Source organism: Rossellomorea sp. QJM3NY_18, from assembly GCF_056173145.1.
Window position 1 is genome coordinate 1,039,397 of the sequence record NZ_CM149659.1, and the last position, 21,077, is coordinate 1,060,473.

Below are 21,077 nucleotides of genomic sequence, written 5' to 3' on the forward strand. Positions count from 1 at the left end.
TGTAGGTTGGATTTAGTATAAAAGAAAACGATTCTTAAACCATAAAAGAGGATCCATTTCCACCTACAAATCAGTAGGGAATGGTCCTCTTTTTATTTATTGTCATATTTAATTATTCCACACTCTGGATTTCCTTCAATTCCTCCGTCAACCGCAGGAATTCTTTTTTATTCCGGTTATATAATGCCTGGTCAATATCTTGTGCGATTTGCTTTTTCCGAAATGTCAGCAGTGCCTCGTCCAATATCATTTCTGCAAATAGGGAATCCATATGATTTACATCAGACTGTGGTGAGTTCAGCAAATACTTCTTCATGAAAATCAGCTCCTTGACCTTTTTTCTATTATACTAACCATTTATAGAATATTCAAACATTTTATTAAAAAAATATTCTTGCCCTCGACCTTGGTTCAGGGTGTATTCTGCATATAGGAGCATTATTAAGGTAAACTGAGAACCCCCGACTCTTTTCAGAATCGGGGGTTTCGTTATCCCAGATCGCCAGGAAGGCTAATAATAGTAGTGTCTGATATTTTTTAATGGCTATCACATTTCATCCTCCAGCTCCGGGATGAATAGTTCATCCAAATCGTCATCCTTAATTCATATCAGCAAGAATTACACATAAGTGGACATGAAAAAAAGTGTCCATATAATATGAACACTTCAGGAGGAGATTGTCACGCCGCATTACATGCGTTACGCCAATCATTTGAATGTGATTTCTCACCTTCTATTTCAATATAAAGTATGAAACGGGTTTCAGAGCAAGAGGGAAATCAAAAAATGTCTTCAATAAAAGGAGATTTGGCATTTATGAGGCCGGATTTCCTTTGAGACATGCAATGATTACAGTTCTTTAGCATAAAAGAAAGTTCGTACAACAGGTGGAACGAGCCACACACACGGTAAAAAAACCAGAACAACCTCAGCTGTCTCCGTAAAGGGAGGCAAAAACAAAAAGACCATTCCAGCCAGGAATAAAGGGACAGACCATAGAATTATCTGCAAGGCCCCATATCGATTGATCTTAAACCAGGCTTCATCAGATTCGAATGATTTTGAAATCCTGATCCCATAATACGTATTCATCTTGATTTTCCCTAAAAGTAACGGAATGCTGATACCGATGAAAATGAGGGAAGCACTTATATGTGTGAGAGAAACGCCAATATTATTCATTTTAAAAAGCCTCTCTATCTTTGGAGACGGCATTCATGATCTGCTTCCACCAGTCCATCCAGAAATCTGCGAATTTCTTTGTTAGCCCGCATTTCATTCTTCTTTTTAGAAAAACCATGACCTTCGTCATGAAACAAGAGATACTCAACAGAGACCCCTTTGTGTTTTAATTCATCTACAATCCGCTCCGACTCCTCAGTCTTCACCCTCGGATCGTTCTCCCCGTGTATGATGAACATCGGAGAATTCATATGGTCGATATAGGTAATAGGTGAGTCTCTTACAAGCTTTTCATAGTCTGTTTCGGGATTTCCCACCATTTGATCCATAAGGGTTCTCCAACTTGCCGGAACATTTTTCAGGAAGGTTAATAGATTCGATATGCCAAATATATCGACAATCCCACAGAAATACTCAGGATGTCGTCCAGCGAGAAGCAGACTCATATAGCCGCCATAGCTTCCGCCCATCGACACGATTTTGCCCTTTTCTGCAATCCCTTCCTGTATAAGCCAATCCAATCCAGCCACACAGTCGTGGCGAGGTCCGTCCCCCCAGTTCTGTTCCACCATCTTCTCGAATGTTGCCCCGTAGCATTTACTGCCTCGGAAGTTGGGGGCGAAGAGGGTATAGCCGCTTTGGACGAGATACTGAATCAGAGGTCTGTAGATCATACGCTCTGCTTTCTGGGGTCCCCCATGCGGCCAGAGGATGGTGACTCCATTTGTTTTCTTTGGTCTGTACAGCAGGGCTTCAATTTCCAGGCCATCATAGCTTTCGTAGTGGACGACGTCCGGTTTAATCATGTTTCCATCAGGCATTCCAAGTACTTTGGTATTCGTCACCAGTGTCCAGCAGCCGTTCGTTTCCCTTTTGAAAATGGTATCCGTTTTGTCAGCAGAAATTCCAAGCACAAAGAGGCTTCCATTCTTGGTGACTTTTATTTTTTTGACGACATCGCAGGGGATATCGATTCTCTCTCCCTCACCCGTCGACATTTCATAGACATATAGATGATCCCTTACACCTTTTTCCGCCGTCATGAAGATCGTATTCGATTGTGGGTGGAACTGGATCGAAGTGATTTCTTCTTTATCTAATGCAAACAGAGGGTGGAATTCATAGGTTAAAAGGTTAAAAGAAGCAAGATATGAAAATTCTTTTCCATAGTTCGTTGTGAAATAAATAAACTCCCTGGTCAAGTAAATATCCTTGATCGTATGAGCGGTGTTAACATCCGGTACCAGGGGCACTTTCGTATCACCAGTCTGGTAAAAGGCAGTGGAATGGGTGTTGGAGTACGTTTCTGTATAGACATAAGACCCGTCGGAAGAGGCGGCTGCCACAACGATCGGACCATGATCACCTTGTTGGATAAGAGTGGTATGGCCCGTTTGTAAATCGGTTTTATAAATGTTCAACAATGGGTTTTCGTGGTTGGTAGAGTAGTACATTTCCTGATCTGTAAAGCAGGCGTGATAGCAAGTGGAACCGGATTCCTCTTCATGGAAGGGGATAGGGGTACCCCCTGATAAGGGCATGTGATGCAATTGCTGATTTTCATCGCCATCCTTCTCGAAGGTTGCAACGATTTGATTTTGATGAATATGGATGAGGCTGCTATTCTGGTTAATGGTCGTTAACCGATAAGGAAACAGATGAGGTAGATCCATGGCCCATAGATTAAAGGTCCCGTTAAGGTTCGTGCTGAACACGAGTTTGTTTTCATTTTCATTAATGGTGAAGGTGCTGATTTCAGTAGTGTGGAAATAATGTTCGACTTCAGTTGCAGTGCGGATAGGTCATTCCTCCTTGGAATTACACTCATTTATAGGTATATTATTCCATTTGCTAGGGGGATAGGCAAGATAAAATAAATGAGGATAAACTTCAGGAAATGAATCAATCCTGCTACCATTAGCCTGGTTAGACATCCGATAGGCAATAATCTTACATACTTCTACAACTATTTCCCCGGAAATTGATAAATACTTATACAATTCGACGCAGCACCATCCCCCATGAACAGGAAAAGGAGCCAGGGGGGCCTGTCCCCACGGCTCCTTCAGATTATATGGCCACTTTAATATTGTACTCTTTCAACCATCCATTCACTTGGATTAAATAATCCAATAAACCTTTTACACTGGAATCAGGAAGGCTGCTTTCTCCTGCACCAATCTTTCTGACAGCCTCTACGTCGATCAACTCAAGAATCGGGGAAGAAGGATCATCCAATATGGAAGTCATCCACTTCTGGACTCCTGCAAGATACGCATCATCCTTCGTACTAGGGTAGGCGCTCTTCCTTCTATTCCGCACATCATCGGGTAGATATCCTTCAAACGCACGGCGTAAGATACCCTTTTCGATGTCATCGATATTCTTCATCTCGAACGGGATATTCCACAGGTATTCCACAAGGCGGTAGTCACAGAAGGGTACCCGGACTTCAAAGCCCGTCATCATGCTTGCCCGGTCTTTCCGGTCGAGCATAAAGGGAAGGAAGCGGGTGATGAACATATATGACATCCTTCTTTGCTTCGCTTCAACATCGCTTTCCCCTTCTAATAACGGTAGCTCTGCAAGTGCTTCCTGATAGCGCTGCTTTTGATATTTCTTGATGTTCAGCTTATCTTGCAGGTCTTTCTTCAGGACACCGGCGATCCCTCCGATATTCAGGAGCCACGGGAACACATCGGCATCGAGGAACTCCTCTTGATGGAACCACGGATACCCGGAGAACACTTCATCGGCGGATTCCCCAGACAATGCGACGGTGGCATCTTTTTTCATTTCCTTAAATAAAAGGTAAAGGGAGGTCTCGATTTCGCCGACTCCCGGCATGTCCCTTGCACGCATAGGGGCGAGGAGGTTATCTACTAGTTTCTCCGCATCAAATACAATCGAAGTATGATCCGTCCCGACATGCTCTGAGACCCTCTTCACCCATGGTTCATCAAGGTCGCGTCTCAGGAAGTCTTCCTTGAAGCTTTCTTCATTGTTCACGAAGTCAATGGAATACGTCGGAAGTGACTTGTTGTCCTTTTTAAATTCTTTCCCGGCGATGGCCGTCAGTCCACTTGAGTCCAGGCCGCCTGAGAGCATGGACACGAGTGGTTTATCTGCGATTAACTGCCGTTTGACTGTATCCTCGAGCAGTTCCCGTATCGTACGGACCGTTGTCTCTATATCATCGGTATGTTCTTTGCTTTCAAGCTTCCAGTATTGTACGGTGTTTCGATCATTTTTGGTGATAGTCAAATAATGGCCAGCCCGGACTTCTTGTATATTTTTGAAAATGGCTTTTCCAGGTGTCTTCATCGGACCAAGTCCAAATACTTCAGATAAGCCTTCTGTATCAATTTCTGCCTGAACGTCCGGGTGGGCAAGTAAAGCTTTGATTTCCGAGCCGAACAGTATTCTGTCTTCTTTTAACGTATAAAATAAGGGTTTCACCCCCAAATGGTCACGACCGAGCATGAGCCTTTCTTGCTCCTCATCCCAGATTCCAAAAGCGAAGATGCCGTTAAAATGATGGACGCAATCTTCGCCCCATTCAAGGTAAGCATGCAGTAGCACTTCTGTATCGGAGTTCGTTGTAAATTGATGATTCTTCTCCGTAAGCTCATTACGCAGCTCCAGATAATTATAAAGCTCTCCATTGTACGTTAAAGCAATCGTGTTCTTACCGTTTTGATAGAGCATCGGCTGTTTACCGCCATCCGGGTCGATGACGATTAATCTGCGGTGCCCGAGGGCGGCATGACCTTGCAGCCAGCTTCCTTCTGCATCCGGTCCCCGGTGCTCAATGGCATCGGTCATGTTTTTCAGTGTCCGTCCCTCATTGGTAAGGTCTCTTGACCAATCAATCCAGCCTGCAATTCCACACATATTCCATACGCCTTCTTTCTTAGAGTTCATTCATGGTGAGTGCTCACCATGAAATGGATATTATCTATTGGCTATATCGATCCCTTTTACGGGGTCAGGTTAAATGGTAAATCTCTTCTTCAGCGGACGTCAAAGGATTGCGGCTGACTTCTGAGAAAAAATGTAAAAGGTCATCGGTTCCTGTCAGTTGATTCCTAAAAATTCATGTCCTTTGCCTTATAAAAGGCAATGTGTTCTGAAACAAGGTACGTCGACTCTAGAAGGTGCGTTTACATGAACGCTCTTTTTTTATAATTCCATCATCCTTTGTTTGAAGTCAATCTATAAAGGGAATTACCTCTATTATAGAGTGAATTTGGTGAGGTATGCCCTTGAATAAAATTCACCGTAGAAGGAGGGGCGCCATGCAATTCGTCAAGATGATCCGTTTCCATCACAATGGTTTCACATGTGGATCACCTACCAAACATAAGGAAAAGGATCCGGTTTTTATCAACCGAGTAGTCCATAATTTGTTTCATACCGGCCAATCCATTTACACGACAGAAATAATCTTCCCGAAAGAGGTAGACCGTGACTGGTACGGTTGTTTCTGCTATTTGGAGGAGAATCCCATGCAAGCGTCAGGTATGAGGACGATAGGTTTTCTTCCCAAGGAAAGCACCATATGGGTGAGGAACATAAGCCACGTCGGTGAGGGCATCCCATACTACAATCGTTCCCTTCATCCGTTGGCGGAAGAGGAATCCGGCGAGAGAGAGAATATGACTACCGACACATGGGTGAAGATGAGTGTGGAGGATGCATTGGAGCGAACCCGTCTTTGGAAGGAGAAGAGTATAAACCTGCCTGATTGGGTCACCGAGTGCTATCTGACGGAGCTCCAGGTGAATAGGTTGATCTATCCTTCCACAAATGAAAAGGTCATGGAGTTTTGGTTGAGTAAAAATTAACATATTGGAGTGTCTGCCTGTACCATTTTTTTGTTATACTACATAGTAGTTAATCTTACAATCTAAGAGGACCTAAAAGTGTAACGATCTTTCGTTCACTATCTATGTAATATATAAAAGGGGAATTCACTTGAAATTTGAAGAATTGAGTCCGGATCTTGTGGCACTATGTCAGACAGCTGATCATTTTCACATGGCAGAAACCGTGATCGGCAGTCCATTAAGAGGATTAGATATCCTTTCGTTGAAGGGGATAGATCGTAAGAAGAACCTTCCAGCCGACGTGACCAACCTGTTGATCATCTATTTCTTTACAGAGGTGAAAGGCACCGTCTATCACCGGAACGCTCTGGCTAAATTGTATAATCACTGGGTATCGAATGAAGTGTTTACCTTTTCTAAAGCACAAGAGATGGTGAAGTTGGATATGCAATCCCAGTTGGGTGAAATCGATCGATTATAATATAAGAAGAAGGTCTGGATCCAACGTGATCCGGACCTTCTTTTGGTATAATCGATGTAAAATATCAGATGACTCAATCAATTTTCAAGAAAAGGATTGTGAAGTATTGGGAATTTTGAAATAATTACTAGTAGGAAAATGGAAGGAGGGAAGACAGCTATGGCGAAATTGGAAACCGGTACCGTACCGGTCAGCAGGACATATGAAAGGGAATTGGAATCGATCATTGCCCGGTTCGAAGAGGAGAAGCATTCGTTCTATGCACTGGGCCGGGTTTACTCCAAGCGTCATCAAGAAATGGAGGATCTTTTTTTTCGCTCGATTATCCGCCTGGAGGATGAGGCACGTAAAAGGAAGAATGCTCATTCGGGTACAAGGATTTTTCTGGAGGAGTGTCAAGAGGAATCCGTACATTCTTTGGGTTCAGATGATGACCCCTTTCACCCATTTCATCACCTGGAATCAGCTGAAAAAGAAGCGGTGGCATTAGTCTATATGAAAGGGTGCGACCAGGATGTGGCCGCCCGGATACTTGATATTCCGATTGATGAAATGCAATCCCGCTTATTCAGAGGCATACGGAAGCTTCGGGAAACGATGGGGAACGCCCCTGAGCTTGAAGGCTGCCATGAATATCAGAAGCATTATCTGGCTTACTTGGGAAGAACCATGGATCGACCGGAAAAGGTGGATTTTGAAATACATATATATCATTGCACGGATTGTCAGGAAGACCTCGCTTCGTTTCAGGAAGTGACCCTCGCACTTGCCAAATTGGCAGAAGAGACTCATCTCCCGCCAGATGTCATGGAGAAAGTCAGAAAAAGGCTGGATCAAAGGGAAGCAGAGAGACAGAAGCGGAGAAAGAAACGGAAATCGATTCTGCTTTCCTTCGCGGGAGTGTTTGTACTCCTGATCGTTGCAGGATTTGTCACAGGTGGGTTTGCAAGCCTCTACTATTCTTACACGGAAGAAGATGAACAACTGCGAGCGATTCTTCAGCATAATCTCGGTGAACGTCTGAACCTTGAAGCAGAGAGTGACGGAGTGAAGGTCACGATTAAGAGTGTTGTCGCGGATGACGTGCAGACGCTCGTCTTTTATGAAGTAGAAGATCTCAAGGGAGAAAATCGTTATCTGATGAACCCTTATGAAGGAGTCATCATCGAGAACGAATACGATGTCATGAAGAGGGACGAGCAATCCAGTTTCTACTCTCCTCCCCGGGATCAAGAAAACCTGCATAATGATAAGAAAAATGTCTATAGAGGAACCATCAGTCTCCAGCCGGTCTCAGTGGACGAGGGGACGATAAAATTACAGATTGTACGACTCATGCAATTAAACGAAGACCCTTCAACCGGTGAATTAATCGGCGGCGGGGAAATGAGATTTGCCGAAGGGGGCTGGAGTTTTGAGATTCCATTCGAAAAGAAGCCATCCCGTGTCCATAAGCTGGATAAGAAAATGGAAGTGGCAGGCATTCCCGTCCGATTGGATCAAATGATGATTGCCCCGACCGCAACGGTTCTTGAATATAGCTTTCAGGAGCAAGAAAAGGAAGGGCGGATCGACATGATGACCTTTGAGTCGATTGAATCGAAAGATAAAAAATGGAAGGCGGATCAATTCGGAGGCATGATGTACGGCGGATATTCAGACAATGAGGGATGGAATTCCTTTAAAACAGCCTTTGACACACTCTATTTTGATGATCCTAAGATAGTGACCATCCGATTTGGATCGGCTCATCTATTTGTAAAGGATCAAAAAGTCATTGAACTCGATGTAAATAAAGAGTTGCCAGATACTACTGAGTATCTCGGAAACACGATCACCATCGACGACATCAAAATCGGTAGCCCGACACAAGTGACCCTCACACACGATTTGCCGAAAGACCGTGAATATGAAAATGTGAACTATATCTATTATCGGACTGCTGAAGAAGAGGAAGATTACTACTCAATCGGTGTAAGTGGCGGTGATGGCATATTGATGGACAAAGATGGCAAGATGTTCGAGCCGGGGTCATATGAGTACGAGAAATTAGAGGAGCCACGTTACTTTGAAACGAAACAAACCATTGATTTTTACAACGATGGCACAAATGATGACGTCATACCGACCGAGCTTGTGATCGACGGCTACAGCACCACCCAATACCTGGACGATTGGGTGAAGGTGAAGCTGGATTAACCGGGTGAAGGGAACAGTACAATGCTGTTCCCTTTTTTCTTGGTCCTCCAAGGGAATATCTTCCCCAATCAGAGAAACAATAGGTTTGTCGTCACCAGGGTGACAAAGTTAGTTTTCATCATTCTTGAAACCTCCATGCTGTAAGGCCTATCATTAAAATAAGAAATCATTATCTATACATGAAAGGATGAGAGAAGTGGCGCAATCCAATATGAAAGTTGCGGTACAAAAGTTTGGTAACTTCCTCAGTTCTATGGTTCTGCCGAATATAGGCGCCTTTATCGCTTGGGGTTTAATTACAGCGTTGTTCATACCAACTGGGTTCTTTCCAAATGAAAGCCTTGCCAAACTGGTCGGGCCGATGGTTACGTATCTGTTGCCGTTATTGATCGGGTATACAGGAGGTAAGCTCGTACACGACCAGCGTGGTGGTGTCGTGGGTGCGATCGCGACAATGGGTGTCATTGTCGGTGCACCGGATACACCGATGTTCTTAGGTGCCATGGTTATGGGTCCTTTGGGAGCATATGTAATCAAGAAGTTTGACGGATTGATCGAAGGAAAGATCAGAGCAGGGTTTGAAATGCTCGTGAATAACTTCTCAGCGGGTATCCTGGGAGGAATCCTGGCGATTCTGGCATTCTTAGGTGTCGGACCTGCCGTAGATGCCTTCACAAGTCTACTTGTTGAAGGTGTGGATTGGCTCGTAGCAGCTGGACTGCTTCCGTTAACAAGTATCCTGATCGAACCGGCGAAGATTTTATTTTTAAATAATGCCATTAACCACGGTGTCCTGTCACCAATTGGTTTGGAGCAGGTTCAACAGGGTGGAAAATCGATTCTATTCCTATTGGAAGCAAACCCGGGACCAGGTCTTGGTGTTCTTTTAGCCTTTATGTTCTTTGGAAAAGGAACAGCGAAGCAATCGGCGCCAGGAGCAGGAATCATTCACTTCTTTGGTGGGATTCATGAAATCTACTTCCCATACGTATTAATGAAGCCGATGCTGTTCATATCCGTCATCCTTGGTGGAATGAGCGGAGTATTTACTCTTGTTTTATTAGGTGGGGGACTGGTATCACCAGCGTCACCTGGTAGTATCATCGCGATTACCGCGGTTACACCTCCTGAAGGAATGGCGTATCTGGCTAACTTTGCAGCGGTCCTTGTTGCAACAGTTGTGTCCTTCATCGTGTCTGCCATCGTCTTGAAATCAAGCAAAGCGACAGACGAGGATATTGAAGGCGCTACAAAGAAAATGCAGGAAATGAAAGGCAAGAAGAGTTCCGTTGCCGGACATGTGAGCAATGGGACTATGCCTGAAGAAGTGAACAAAATCGTCTTTGCCTGCGATGCAGGGATGGGATCAAGTGCCATGGGTGCTTCCCTCCTTCGTAAGAAAGTGAAGGCAGCAAATCTGGATGTCAGCGTCACGAACACATCCATCAGTAATCTTCCATCAGATGCACAAGTGGTCATCACACAGGAAGAATTGACGCCTCGTGCGAAAAATAAACTTCCGAATGCGTATCATATCTCAGTGGATAACTTCTTATCCAGCCCTGAGTATGACAAGCTGATCGCGAGTCTTCAGGACGGGATCACGAATGAACAGGCAGAGGTTGTTGAAGAGGCAGAGGAAGAAGCGGTGAACGCCGAACCGAATGCAGATCACGATGATGATCTACTGCTTGAAGAGAACATCTTCATGAATCAGTCATTTTCCACAAAAGAAGAAGCGATCCGTTTCGCTGGAGAAGCTCTTGTTAAAGCAGGATATGTGGAAGAAAGCTATGTAGATGCTATGATTGATAGAGAAGGAATCACATCTACGTATATGGGTAATAATGTATCGATTCCACATGGTACGGAAGACGCGAAGAAAGCCGTCATCAAATCAGGATTCACCGTCGTTCAAGTTCCGGACGGCGTCGACTTCAACGGAGAGAAGGCGAAGATGATCTTCGGTATCGCCGGTAAAGACGGTACACATCTTGAAATCCTGTCTGGCATCGCCGTTGTCTGCTCAGAGCAGGAAAACGTCGACCAGATGGTTCAGGCGAAGTCAGCCAAAGAACTGAAAGATATCATCAACAGCAACTAGAGTAATCATTCAGAAAGGCGGGATCCCTGCCTTTCTGTTCTCATTTCTTTTGGAAAAAAGCTCATGATAGGGAAAGAGGGGGAAGGATGTTTATTACATCAAGGGAAAAATCCATTATAGAATTGATTGTAAAAACATCGGGGAAACATACCGTTTACTCTCTTTCTGCGTTTTTGAATGTGAGCGGGAGAACCGTACAGCGAAATTTGAAATCAATCGAAAGCATTTTAAAACAGTTTCATTTGGAATTAAAGAGGACGGCTAATGAAGGTCTGTTCATCGATGGGAAGAATGAGCATATCTATCGTTTAATACAAAATCTTGCGGATGTGCATCCGACCGACGAAACCCCTGAGGAACGAAAGCTTAATCTCCTGATCATCCTTCTGCACGAAGGCCCTTCTTTTAAAAAACAGGTCCTGGCACGTCAGCTCGGAATCAGCGTGACGACCTTGTCCTCTTATCTGGATGAGCTTGCCGATTGGCTACAAAAATATGGGATCACCCTGACGAGGAAACGAGGGGTTGGGGTGGAGCTTGTGGCAGAAGAAGCCGACAAGCGTCATGCCCTGGCAAGTTTTTTCCTCGTCCATTTTTATGAAGACATTATCGAGGCTCTTTATGGGATGCAACAGGGTCTTCACCTTGATGAACCTGTTCTCGGCTATTTCAAACCGGACTATTTACTTGCCGTCGATAAAGTAGTGAATCATCATTTAGCAGACGAACAGATCACGTTAACGGACAGCGATTACATCGGTCTTGTCGTGCATATCTGCCTGACAGTCCAGCGAACCGAAGAAGACTTCGGATTACAGCAAAGGGAACCATCTGAAGAAGAGGCATCGGGTGAGTTTCAGTTGATGGACATGATATGCGGTGAACTGAAACAGCGGCTTTCCGTTTCAATCAACCATCTGGACGTCCAATTCTTGACGGTCATTTTGAAAGGATCAAAGGTGCAGGATCCAGAAGTCGTTTACTATGACAGCATCCTCCTTGGACATCTCATCAAAAATGTCATCAAGGATGTGTCTGAAGACCTCCACGTGGATCTGTCCGATGATTTCTCCCTGTTTCAAGGACTCCTTGCCCATATGGGACCGTCCATCTTCCGGTTGCAGCAGGAGCTTGACCTTTTCAATCCCCTGACGGATGAAATCAGGAAGAAGTATCCGGTCTTATTTTTAGCGGTGAAAAAGAGTCTGGAAATGGAGTTTAAGGATATCTCGTTTCCTGATGATGAGGTGGCGTTCATCGTCCTTCATTTCGGTTCCGCCATGCTGATGAATGAAGAAAAGGTCAATATTCAAGCCGTAGTCGTATGTCCGACAGGAATCGGGACGTCCAAGATGCTCGCCAGCCGCATCCAGCGGGAACTGAGCATGATCAACAAAGTTGAAATTCTTTCGATAAAAGATTTCCAGACAGCGAATCTTGAGGAGTACGACATTGTCATTTCTACAGTCAGGCTTCCCTTTACTGAAGTGGAGTACATTCTGGTGAGTCCCTTATTGAGTGAGAAGGACATCGGATTCATCCAAAGCTATCTGCAGAATAATGTCGAGAAGCTGACGAGGAAAAAATATTTGAAACCATCACCGAAGTCTGATGGGAAAGCCGAAGTGAGAATGCTCCTTCAGGAGATTAAAGACGTCCATTCCAGCATGGAAGCCATTCTTACCAATTTTCGCGTGTACCGAAAGCAGTCGACGGGAAATCATGTGAGGATCCTTAGTGAAATGGTCGACCAGGTGAACCGGGACGGACTTCTTCAACAGCCTCGAGCGGTCCTGGACCAACTGATGGAAAGGGAGAAGAAAGGCGGACTGGGCATCCCGAACACGAATATGGGGCTTTTCCATTGCCGGGATGACAACGTAAATAAACTGATCTTCCAGGTGGCCCATCTGGATGAACCTTGCAAGATCAAGGGGATGGATGGTGCGGAGATGGAGATGAAGAGCCTCCTCCTGATGCTTGCCCCGGAAGTATTGAGCAGGCGGGAACAGGAAATCCTCAGCCTGATCTCTACAAGCTTAATCGAAGATCATAGATCGATGATGATTTATTCGTCCACGAATGAAGCGATCATCCTGAAGAAACTGGAAGAAATCTTTCTGGACTACTTACAAACTAATTTGATAAAGGAATGATGATGTTGAAACAAGCCGTACATTTTGGAGCAGGAAACATAGGCAGAGGGTTTATCGGAGCATTGTTTTCCCAATCAGGTTACCATGTGACCTTTGTCGATATTGCGGAGCAAGTAATCAATAAACTGAATGAAGAAGGACGCTATGAGGTGAAACTCGCAACCGAGTCGATGGAAACGGAAACGATCGAGAATGTGTCCGGCCTGAACAATCTTCATCAGGAAGAGGATGTGATCGACACGATTGGCCTCTCCACTTACTTGACGACCGCAATCGGACCGAACATCCTGCCACGGATCGCTCCACTGATCGCAAAAGGGATTGCTAAGCGAGTGGCTTCTTCAGAAGAACCGTTATACGTGATCGCATGTGAAAACCAGATCGGTGCAACGGATATTTTGAAAAAGCATATTTTAGAAAATCTTGATGATGAAACGGTCGCAAAGCTTGAAGGCAAAGTCTACTTCTTCAATTCAGCGGTGGACCGCATTGTACCGATGCAGGATCAAGGTTCTTTGGACGTCCTCGTTGAACCATACTATGAGTGGGTGGTTGAAACGACGGAAGAAATCCCGCCTGTTGAAGGAATGACGATTGTCGAAGATCTTGCACCATTCATCGAGCGGAAGCTGTTTACGGTGAACACGGGACATGCTGTCATTGCTTACCTTGGATATCTGAAAGGGAAATCTACCATTGATCAGACATTAGCCGATGACGAAATCGCTGCACAAGTGAAGGAGACGTTGAAAGAAACAGGCGCCTATCTTGTGAAGCAATATGGTCTCGATGAAAACGACCACCTTGCTTATATTGATAAAAACATCGAACGCTTCAAAAATGCCTACCTGAATGATGACGTCACCCGTGTGGGACGCGCGCCGATCAGGAAGCTTGGTCCCGATGACCGCTTGATCCGTCCGACCACCGAAGCCCAAAAAGCGGGATTGTCTTATTCGTATCTCGCCAAAGCGATTGCAGCAGCGTTACTGTTCGACAATCCTGAAGACGAACAAGCCAAGGAAATCCAGAGCATGATCAACGAGCATGGCCCTGCTCATGTCTTGAAAGAAGTGAGCGGACTGGATGCGGATAGTGAAATCGTGAAGGAAGTATTGGTTCAGTATGAAGCATTGAAGAAATAAATTTGTAGACTGTCGGATGGGATCCGGCAGTCTTTTTTGCTCTTTTTAGAAGGTTATTTTTTCAGACCATGTATTTGGTGAATAAAAAATGATGAGGAAGACGTTTACGACAATGATAGTAAAAAACTAAACCTTAAAGTTGATTGGAGCGGAAGGTGCTCGACTCCCTGCGGGAAACGCGGGAAAGTTGAGACCCCGCAGGGCAGCGCCCGAGGAGGCTCAACTCACGCCCCGCGGAAAGCGAGCACCTGGAGTGGAAATCAACCACTACTCGTTTTATTATAAAGGTTTCCATACGTCTCCTTTCTGTGACACCCTCCAACCCACGCCAATCCTACACCTGAGTCACCCTCATTATTTTTCAGGGGAAAAAGAAAAAATAAAGATAGAATTCCCCTCATCCCGGGTGTAAAATATAGTAAAATATACTCTCATACTTTGACATCCAGGAGGAAACAACCGAATAAAATATACAGTTATGCCTATTATTGCTATCATTTTTTCGAGTCAGGAAGATTTAAAGAATACTTCCAATAATGTAAGAATTCAGAATGTTAAAAATACGATAAGAGGTTGATGAAAGTTGGCAATGAATACGACTGAAATAGCTGTAAAGGAACAAACGATTTTTCACCACACCGGGAATAAGATCAAGACGGAAGACCGGGATATCCAGATCATCGCGAAAATGGAGGAGCCACTGATCGTCGTGCTTGGCAATGTACTGAGTCATGAAGAATGTGATGAACTCATCCAATTGTCAAAAGACCGTGTCGAACGCTCAAAAATCGGGAATACAAGGACAGTCGATGGACTGAGAACAAGCAGTTCTGTATTTTTAGAAGAAAGTCATGACGTCGTGACACGAGTTGAAAAGCGAGTCTCTCAGATTATGAATATACCCGTTGAGCACGGGGAGGGTCTTCAAATCCTGAACTATAAACCGGGTCAGGAATACAAGGCCCACTTCGATTTCTTTTCGGCATCGGCAAGGCCGGTGAAGAACCCGAGGATCAGTACCCTTGTCATGTATTTAAACGACGTAGAGGAAGGCGGGGAAACCTACTTCCCGAAGCTGAATCTCTCAGTTTCTCCTCAAAAGGGAATGGCGGTTTACTTCGAATATTTTTATGATAATCAAGAATTGAATGACTTGACGCTCCATGGCGGTGCACCGGTTGTCATCGGGGACAAATGGGCTGCGACCCAGTGGATGAGAAGGCAAGCTTTTAAGTAATGGAAAGGAGGAGTAACCCAAGGGTGGGATGCTCCTCCTTTTTAGAACAATCAAAAACCAATTGACATCCATTTCAAGAGAATGATATAGTTATTCCAATAAAAATATACAGTCACTCTCTGATAATAGAGGCGCGAGAATGATGAGTACCTTCTTTGAGAATAATGGATTCCGGGATAAGTTGGGAAAGGCAGATCGCCGAAGCAGAAAATAGCCAATTCTATTTTTTGTTGGGCCAGCATTGAAGAAATGCTGGACTGTCACAATGCAAAAGTTGTGGAGCACTATTGAAGAGATGTTAATACATAGTCTTCATCTTGTTTCCGTAAACTTTGATGAAAAACCGTATGAGCATCTGCTTCATACGGTTTTTTTGTGTTTTTTTAGAGAGTCTAAAGGAGTTTAGGATATGAGTACAGTGGATGTGAATGTTCAAGGAGATTTAATGATCGGTGGGATGGGTACAGGTGAATTGGTGGAAAGATATGGCACTCCCCTGATGGTTTATGATGAAGGGAAGATCCGTGGGAATGCGAAATTGTTCCGGGATGCATTCAATGAAAGTGGTCTGAAATATCAGGTGGCATATGCGAGTAAGGCATTTCTTTGTAAAGAAATGGTGCGCTTGGCGGAACAGGAAAACCTATCGTTGGATGTCGTCTCTGGCGGGGAATTGTATACGGCACTTGAAGCTGGATTCCCGGCGGCACGCATTCATTTTCACGGGAACAACAAGTCCGAAGAGGAGCTTTTAATGGCTCTTGAAGCTGAAATCGGCTGCTTTGTCGTCGATAGTTTCCTTGAACTTGAACTGCTGCATGACCTGGCAAAAGAGCGGGAGCAGGAGGTGCAGATCCTCATCAGGGTCACACCGGGCGTGGAAGCCCATACCCATGAATACATCACGACGGGCCAGGAAGATTCGAAATTCGGATTCAGCATTTCAAACGGACAGGCGGCCACGGCGATTCAGCTTGCGATTAGAAAGCCATACTTCTCATTGCTCGGTCTCCATTCCCATATCGGATCCCAGATCTTTGAACAGGAAGGCTTCGATCAGGCGATCCTGGTACTGTCTGATTTCATGCAGCGGATACGGATTGATTTGGACGTCACGATGCCGGTGTTGAATATCGGTGGAGGTTTTGGTGTCCGGTACACGGAAGAAGACCAGCCTTTGCCGATTCCGACCTATGTCAAAGGAATAACGGATAGTGTGAAGAACTATTTTGCCAAAAATGAATACCCACTCCCGGAAGTATGGGTGGAGCCTGGTCGAAGCATGGTGGCAGAAGCGGGTACGACGTTATACAAAGTGGGTTCGAAGAAAATCATCCCGGAAGTGCGTACGTATGTGGCGATTGACGGAGGGATGACGGATAATATAAGACCGGCTCTGTATCAGGCGAAGTATCATGCAGTACTTGCCAACCGTCCAAATGAGGAATGTACGGAACGTGTGAGCATTGCGGGGAAATGTTGCGAATCTGGTGACATGCTCATCTGGGACCTGATGCTGCCGCCGACGAATTACGGTGATATCCTGGCTGTCTTCAGTACGGGGGCATACGGGTATTCTATGGCGAGTAACTATAACCGGATACCGAGACCTGCTGTTGTGTTTGTGGATAACGGGGTATCCCGGGTCGTGATCGAACGGGAGACGTATGCGGATCTTGTAAGGAAAGATCGGTAGGGAAGAGAGAGGTGGAGTCCAAAAGGGTTTCCACCTTTTTTTATGGGATTTTTTGGGTGGCTATGGTAATATAAAGGAAACTTTATCCAATTAATTCGGAGGATCAATCTATGAATCTCAAATCGATCGGTTCCATGGTGATGAAATTTGTCTTCGTTCTGTTCGGGATCGTCCTCCTGACAGGACTCATCGGTTTGTTCAATGAAGGCGTGGACCTCAGCCTGAAACAATATATGCTCAACATCGTGGAGATTTTAACATCCCTCGTCCATTCTGAGTCGATGACCATCACGAATGAATCGAACAACTCGTATCCGATGTTCCCGGCATTCTGGGAGCCGTATTTCTATTCTGTTTCAATCTTTTTGTCTGCCTTTCTTTTATCCGTCCTTATGGGCATCTTCCTTGCGTACTTCACACATTTGCTGCCCTCCCGTTGGTCAAAGTTCATCCTTAGAGTGACAAATCTTCTCGAGTCCACACCTGATATCTTCATCTTGATTGTCATTCAATACAGCGTCATCCTCATTTTGAAAGAGACGGGTGTGCTGCTGTTCCCTATTGTCGGCTCTCAGGAAAAGGTGTATCTCGTTCCGGTTGTGACCCTGTCCATCTTGCCGACAATTATGCTGTTCCGGATCATCTATCTACTGGTCAATGATGAATACGGGAAGACGTATGTTGATCTGATCAGAAGCAGGGGGATGTCCAAGCACTCGATTTTCTTCATCCATGTCCTGCGGAATATCGCGTTCAGCTTATTGAATCATTCCAAATCTATCATTCTTTTTCTCTTATCTTCCTTAATCGTGTTTGAAAGATTATTTAATATTTATGGCATCACACACTTCATCCTGTCATTCTCTCAAATGGATGTGATCTGTTTCAGTCTGATCATGTTTTATCTGCCTGTTTTTGTCCTGCTCATCCTCATCAGGCTCATCGTTGATCGGAAAACCGGGCAGAAGGTGGTGATATGATGTTGAAAAAACTGATGAAGAATCGGTCATTTATAATGGGGTTTGTTTTTCTGTTCGGTATGTTTGCCGCAAGTCTTGTTTACTATGTTGGCTGGGGGGATGAGGTGCCGAAGCTGGATCTTGTGAAAAATGAAGAGGGGGATTTTCTCAGCCCTCCATACTCCCCGATAGAGTCTCCACCACTTGGCACCGACAATTTTAACCGGAATATCTTCTCTCTTATCATTGTTGGGGCGAAATATACAATAGGGGCAGCGCTCTTGATCACGCTATGCAGGGTATTGCCTTCCGTTTTGATGGGGTTGGTGCTACATTTCTACTTGAAACCAATCAGGAGAATCATTGATAACATTGTGGATGCCGCAAACTATTTTCCGCCGACGTTATTATCTTTTTTATTATTGAATTGGATGTTGCTGGATGGGCCGTTACATCATCCTGAGGGATTCCCTTATGATTTTACGGATAAAACGATTTTTTACCTGATCATTCTTATCGTGATTTCACTTCCGAGTCTGACACTGCTATTTACGAATGAATATGACCGGATCATGAGTCAAGAGTTTATAGATAGTGCGAAAGTGCTGGGGGCAACGAAGCGTCATTACATCAGAAATCATATTCGCCCCTTTATTCTTCCGCAGATTCTTCTCGTGTCGATCCGGGAATTTATGATCATCATGCTGTTGATTGCACATCTTGGGGTTTTGAACATTTATATCGGGGGATCGTCACTTAAGGTAGACCTTTTTGACAATCCGTTCCTGGCTTCCATTTCTCATGAATGGTCAGGTCTCCTCGGCGGCTGGTGGCAATTCCTGTGGACGACCTATCCGTGGATTTCTTTCATCCCCGTCGTTTTCTTTACCTTGACGATCCTGTCGGCAAAGCTGATGCTGATCGGGGCGACACAAGTGGTGGAAACCCTGGTGGAATCTTCAACAGATAAAGGTTCGGCTGAGGAAACCCAAACCCGATGCCTAAAAGACAAAGAAATGTTCCAACTTGTGAAAGAGGCGAAGTGAGAGGCTATATCTATTGCTCCGTGAAATTATTAAGGCTTATGAATTGAGACAGATTGTAGGGAAGAAGATGCCTTAATCAAGGCATCTTCTTCAATTTCAATCAAACTATTTGGGTTATCACTTTTAGAGAGGGACGGACCTATGATTTTCATGAGAAACCCAAGGGGGACGGGCCTTCATTTGCAAAAATGAAGGTCCGTCCCTCTGTGCCTTCCTCGCATTTTCCGTTAAGATAAGGCATCCATTACATATTTCTTCGTGGCAGCCTGATAAAATCCGGCCTGGACCGTCAAGACGGATACAATCATGACATTAAGGACTTTGGTGAGGTTTTCTTCTGCAATCCCGTCAAGCGTCCCTAGCATCGTTCGGCACTCTTCCTTTATGAACCCGTCAATATGTTCGTTGACTGAGCCATCCGCCGTTTTGATGGACGGGAGGGATTGGTGGTGGATCTGATCGAAGACAGATGCATAGGCAAGATAAAGATCCGTAGGGTTAATGATGTCATCGGTGCGGTCTTCGATATTATTGAATACAAGGGTCAGGATCTTACGGATGGATTCAAAATCCAATGTCGCTTTGAGATCTTCGACGATGAACAGCATGGCAGCCTGTTCCGTAGTGTATTTTTTACCAAGTTGTGGGGAACCAATCAACCCTTTTACATCCCGCTTCACCCAGTTCTGGACGGTGCTTTGGGGGAAATTGGTGAATTCGATCAAATTTCCAAGGGACACGATTTCATTGAGGGAAAAACCGATTTCACCTTTGGTGGGTTTAAGGATTTTTTGAATGATGGGTGGACGCTCGCTTTCCTGGACCAGATCCGACCAAACTCCCCCAATCACCTCAAGTGGAATCCTGCTCGCAGTGCCGTTCAGAGACAGCAGCAGGTCGGCCATATTTTTGCGTGTCAGTTTAAACGTTTCCATCGTGATTCCCCCGTCTCTTTTGCAAATATCTTCTTCTATACTACTGGTTAGGTGGTGACTCGTCAATTTCACCTTTTGCTTGTATTTTACACATGAAAGATTTATAATAGAATCAGATACAGGTTCTTTTGAACTTGAAATAGGAGTGAGAATCAAGATGGGGAAACGTATATTTTACTTCCTGTTAACGAACGTTTTAGTACTACTGACGATTAGTATCATTTTTTCCGTCACAGGAGCGGGGAATTATATCACTGCTTCAGGCGGATTAGATTTAGGTGCATTGCTTGTATTCAGTGCGATCATCGGTTTTTCCGGAGCTTTCATCTCTTTGGCGATGTCACGCTGGATGGCGAAGAGGATGATGGGTGTCCAGGTGTTGAATCCGGATGGCGCTTTATCTTCTGAGGAACGTGCCGTGATCGAGAAAGTCCACCGTCTATCAAGAGCGGCAGGACTCACGCATATGCCGGAAGTGGGAATCTATCACTCTCCTGAAGTGAATGCATTTGCCACAGGTCCTTCGAAGAAACGCTCACTTGTTGCCGTTTCGACTGGATTGCTTCGTGAAATGGATGATGATGCGGTGGAAGGCGTCATTGCCCATGAAGTGGCCCACGTTGCGAACGGTGATATGGTAACGATGACCCTGCTCCAAGGTGTGGTCAATACATTCGTTGTCTTCCTGGCGCGGATCGCCGCATGGATTGCGTCCCGATTTGCAAGGGAAGAAATGGCACCGATTGTTCATTTCATTGCCGTAATTGTCTTCCAGATCGTCTTCTCGATCCTGGGAAGTCTCGTTGTCTTCGCTTATTCACGTCATCGTGAGTATCATGCAGATAGAGGCGGAGCGGATCTTGCCGGTAAGGATAAAATGGTCCATGCCCTGCAGATGCTGAAAGCTTACTCAAGCCGGATGAAGGGGGAAGACGACACTGCGATTTCTACGTTGAAAATCAATGGACGACGTAAATCAGCGATGTTCTCGACTCACCCGGATTTGGATGAGCGGATCAGTCGCTTGCAGGCGAAATAATAGAAGAGTAAAAAGGTGTCTGACTCCGATAATGGGAGTCGGGCACCTTTTTTATGTTATCTCATGAC

16 protein-coding genes and 1 riboswitch are annotated in these 21,077 nt (G+C 44.9%); of the genes, 11 read left to right on the top strand and 5 right to left on the bottom strand.

The annotated features are described in order from the left end of the window. Positions 1 to 112: 112 nt before the first annotated feature. The 4 genes from AC0VXY_RS05440 to asnB form a co-directional block, all read right to left on the bottom strand. Positions 113 to 316, bottom strand: coding sequence for an IDEAL domain-containing protein (locus AC0VXY_RS05440; RefSeq protein WP_475527204.1), 204 nt, complete (start codon positions 314 to 316; stop codon positions 113 to 115). Positions 317 to 850: 534 nt separating this feature from the next. Beyond that, entirely contained in the window at positions 851 to 1,183 is a 333-nt protein-coding gene (locus AC0VXY_RS05445; RefSeq protein WP_475527205.1) for an SdpI family protein, read from the bottom strand. Between the two features lie 14 nt (positions 1,184 to 1,197). Continuing rightward, positions 1,198 to 2,898 (bottom strand): S9 family peptidase, encoded by a 1,701-nt coding sequence (locus tag AC0VXY_RS05450; RefSeq protein WP_475527206.1) that lies wholly within the window; start codon positions 2,896 to 2,898, stop codon positions 1,198 to 1,200. A 355-nt stretch (positions 2,899 to 3,253) separates the two neighbouring features. After that, positions 3,254 to 5,077, bottom strand: a complete 1,824-nt coding sequence (gene asnB, locus AC0VXY_RS05455; protein WP_475527817.1) for an asparagine synthase (glutamine-hydrolyzing) — start codon at positions 5,075 to 5,077, stop codon at positions 3,254 to 3,256. Between the two features lie 404 nt (positions 5,078 to 5,481). Between asnB and AC0VXY_RS05460 the strand changes: the two genes are divergently transcribed. The 10 genes from AC0VXY_RS05460 to AC0VXY_RS05505 all read left to right on the top strand — a co-directional run bounded on the left by AC0VXY_RS05460 (position 5,482) and on the right by AC0VXY_RS05505 (position 19,035). Continuing rightward, positions 5,482 to 6,030, top strand: a complete 549-nt coding sequence (locus AC0VXY_RS05460) for a hypothetical protein (protein WP_475527207.1) — start codon at positions 5,482 to 5,484, stop codon at positions 6,028 to 6,030. Between the two features lie 130 nt (positions 6,031 to 6,160). Beyond that, positions 6,161 to 6,493 carry a hypothetical protein gene (locus tag AC0VXY_RS05465; RefSeq protein ID WP_435992614.1) on the top strand — a complete coding sequence of 111 codons (333 nt, stop codon included), beginning with the start codon at positions 6,161 to 6,163 and terminating at the stop codon, positions 6,491 to 6,493. Between the two features lie 159 nt (positions 6,494 to 6,652). After that, complete coding sequence (locus AC0VXY_RS05470; protein ID WP_475527208.1) at positions 6,653 to 8,692, top strand: DUF4179 domain-containing protein; 2,040 nt, start codon at positions 6,653 to 6,655, stop codon at positions 8,690 to 8,692. Positions 8,693 to 8,888: 196 nt separating this feature from the next. Next, positions 8,889 to 10,796: a PTS mannitol transporter subunit IICBA gene (locus AC0VXY_RS05475; protein ID WP_475527818.1), complete on the top strand. Its 1,908-nt coding sequence runs from the start codon at positions 8,889 to 8,891 to the stop codon at positions 10,794 to 10,796. A gap of 86 nt (positions 10,797 to 10,882) precedes the next feature. Next, positions 10,883 to 12,952: a BglG family transcription antiterminator gene (locus tag AC0VXY_RS05480; protein WP_475527209.1), complete on the top strand. Its 2,070-nt coding sequence runs from the start codon at positions 10,883 to 10,885 to the stop codon at positions 12,950 to 12,952. Between the two features lie 5 nt (positions 12,953 to 12,957). Beyond that, positions 12,958 to 14,097, top strand: a complete 1,140-nt coding sequence (locus AC0VXY_RS05485; protein ID WP_475527819.1) for a mannitol-1-phosphate 5-dehydrogenase — start codon at positions 12,958 to 12,960, stop codon at positions 14,095 to 14,097. 589 nt (positions 14,098 to 14,686) lie between these two features. Further along, positions 14,687 to 15,334, top strand: coding sequence for a 2OG-Fe(II) oxygenase (locus tag AC0VXY_RS05490; protein WP_258262828.1), 648 nt, complete (start codon positions 14,687 to 14,689; stop codon positions 15,332 to 15,334). Positions 15,335 to 15,452: 118 nt separating this feature from the next. Beyond that, a riboswitch (Lysine riboswitch) is annotated at positions 15,453 to 15,629 on the top strand. A gap of 114 nt (positions 15,630 to 15,743) precedes the next feature. After that, a complete protein-coding gene (lysA, locus tag AC0VXY_RS05495; RefSeq protein WP_475527210.1) occupies positions 15,744 to 17,030 on the top strand; it encodes a diaminopimelate decarboxylase in 1,287 nt (428 codons plus the stop codon). Between the two features lie 110 nt (positions 17,031 to 17,140). Next, a complete protein-coding gene (locus AC0VXY_RS05500; RefSeq protein WP_475527211.1) occupies positions 17,141 to 18,010 on the top strand; it encodes an ABC transporter permease subunit in 870 nt (289 codons plus the stop codon). Beyond that, positions 18,007 to 19,035, top strand: a complete 1,029-nt coding sequence (locus AC0VXY_RS05505; protein ID WP_475527212.1) for an ABC transporter permease subunit — start codon at positions 18,007 to 18,009, stop codon at positions 19,033 to 19,035. Before AC0VXY_RS05500 ends, AC0VXY_RS05505 begins: the two co-directional genes overlap by 4 nt. 227 nt (positions 19,036 to 19,262) lie before the next feature. Here the strand turns inward: AC0VXY_RS05505 and AC0VXY_RS05510 are convergent, their stop codons facing one another. Next, positions 19,263 to 19,970 carry a DUF1836 domain-containing protein gene (locus AC0VXY_RS05510; RefSeq protein WP_475527213.1) on the bottom strand — a complete coding sequence of 236 codons (708 nt, stop codon included), beginning with the start codon at positions 19,968 to 19,970 and terminating at the stop codon, positions 19,263 to 19,265. 157 nt (positions 19,971 to 20,127) lie between these two features. Between AC0VXY_RS05510 and htpX the strand changes: the two genes are divergently transcribed. Next, entirely contained in the window at positions 20,128 to 21,009 is an 882-nt protein-coding gene (htpX, locus tag AC0VXY_RS05515; protein WP_435992596.1) for a protease HtpX, read from the top strand. Positions 21,010 to 21,077 lie beyond the last annotated feature (68 nt).

Coding starts and splice junctions, on each gene's coding strand:
- AC0VXY_RS05440 (WP_475527204.1), bottom strand. CDS start 316: ATGAAGAAGTATTTGCTGAACTCACCACAGTCTGATGTAAATCATATG.
- AC0VXY_RS05445 (WP_475527205.1), bottom strand. CDS start 1,183: ATGAATAATATTGGCGTTTCTCTCACACATATAAGTGCTTCCCTCATT.
- asnB (WP_475527817.1), bottom strand. CDS start 5,077: ATGTGTGGAATTGCAGGCTGGATTGATTGGTCAAGAGACCTTACCAAT.
- AC0VXY_RS05460 (WP_475527207.1), top strand. CDS start 5,482: ATGCAATTCGTCAAGATGATCCGTTTCCATCACAATGGTTTCACATGT.
- AC0VXY_RS05470 (WP_475527208.1), top strand. CDS start 6,653: ATGGCGAAATTGGAAACCGGTACCGTACCGGTCAGCAGGACATATGAA.
- AC0VXY_RS05480 (WP_475527209.1), top strand. CDS start 10,883: ATGTTTATTACATCAAGGGAAAAATCCATTATAGAATTGATTGTAAAA.
- AC0VXY_RS05490 (WP_258262828.1), top strand. CDS start 14,687: ATGAATACGACTGAAATAGCTGTAAAGGAACAAACGATTTTTCACCAC.
- lysA (WP_475527210.1), top strand. CDS start 15,744: ATGAGTACAGTGGATGTGAATGTTCAAGGAGATTTAATGATCGGTGGG.
- AC0VXY_RS05500 (WP_475527211.1), top strand. CDS start 17,141: ATGAATCTCAAATCGATCGGTTCCATGGTGATGAAATTTGTCTTCGTT.
- AC0VXY_RS05505 (WP_475527212.1), top strand. CDS start 18,007: ATGATGTTGAAAAAACTGATGAAGAATCGGTCATTTATAATGGGGTTT.
- AC0VXY_RS05510 (WP_475527213.1), bottom strand. CDS start 19,970: ATGGAAACGTTTAAACTGACACGCAAAAATATGGCCGACCTGCTGCTG.
- htpX (WP_435992596.1), top strand. CDS start 20,128: ATGGGGAAACGTATATTTTACTTCCTGTTAACGAACGTTTTAGTACTA.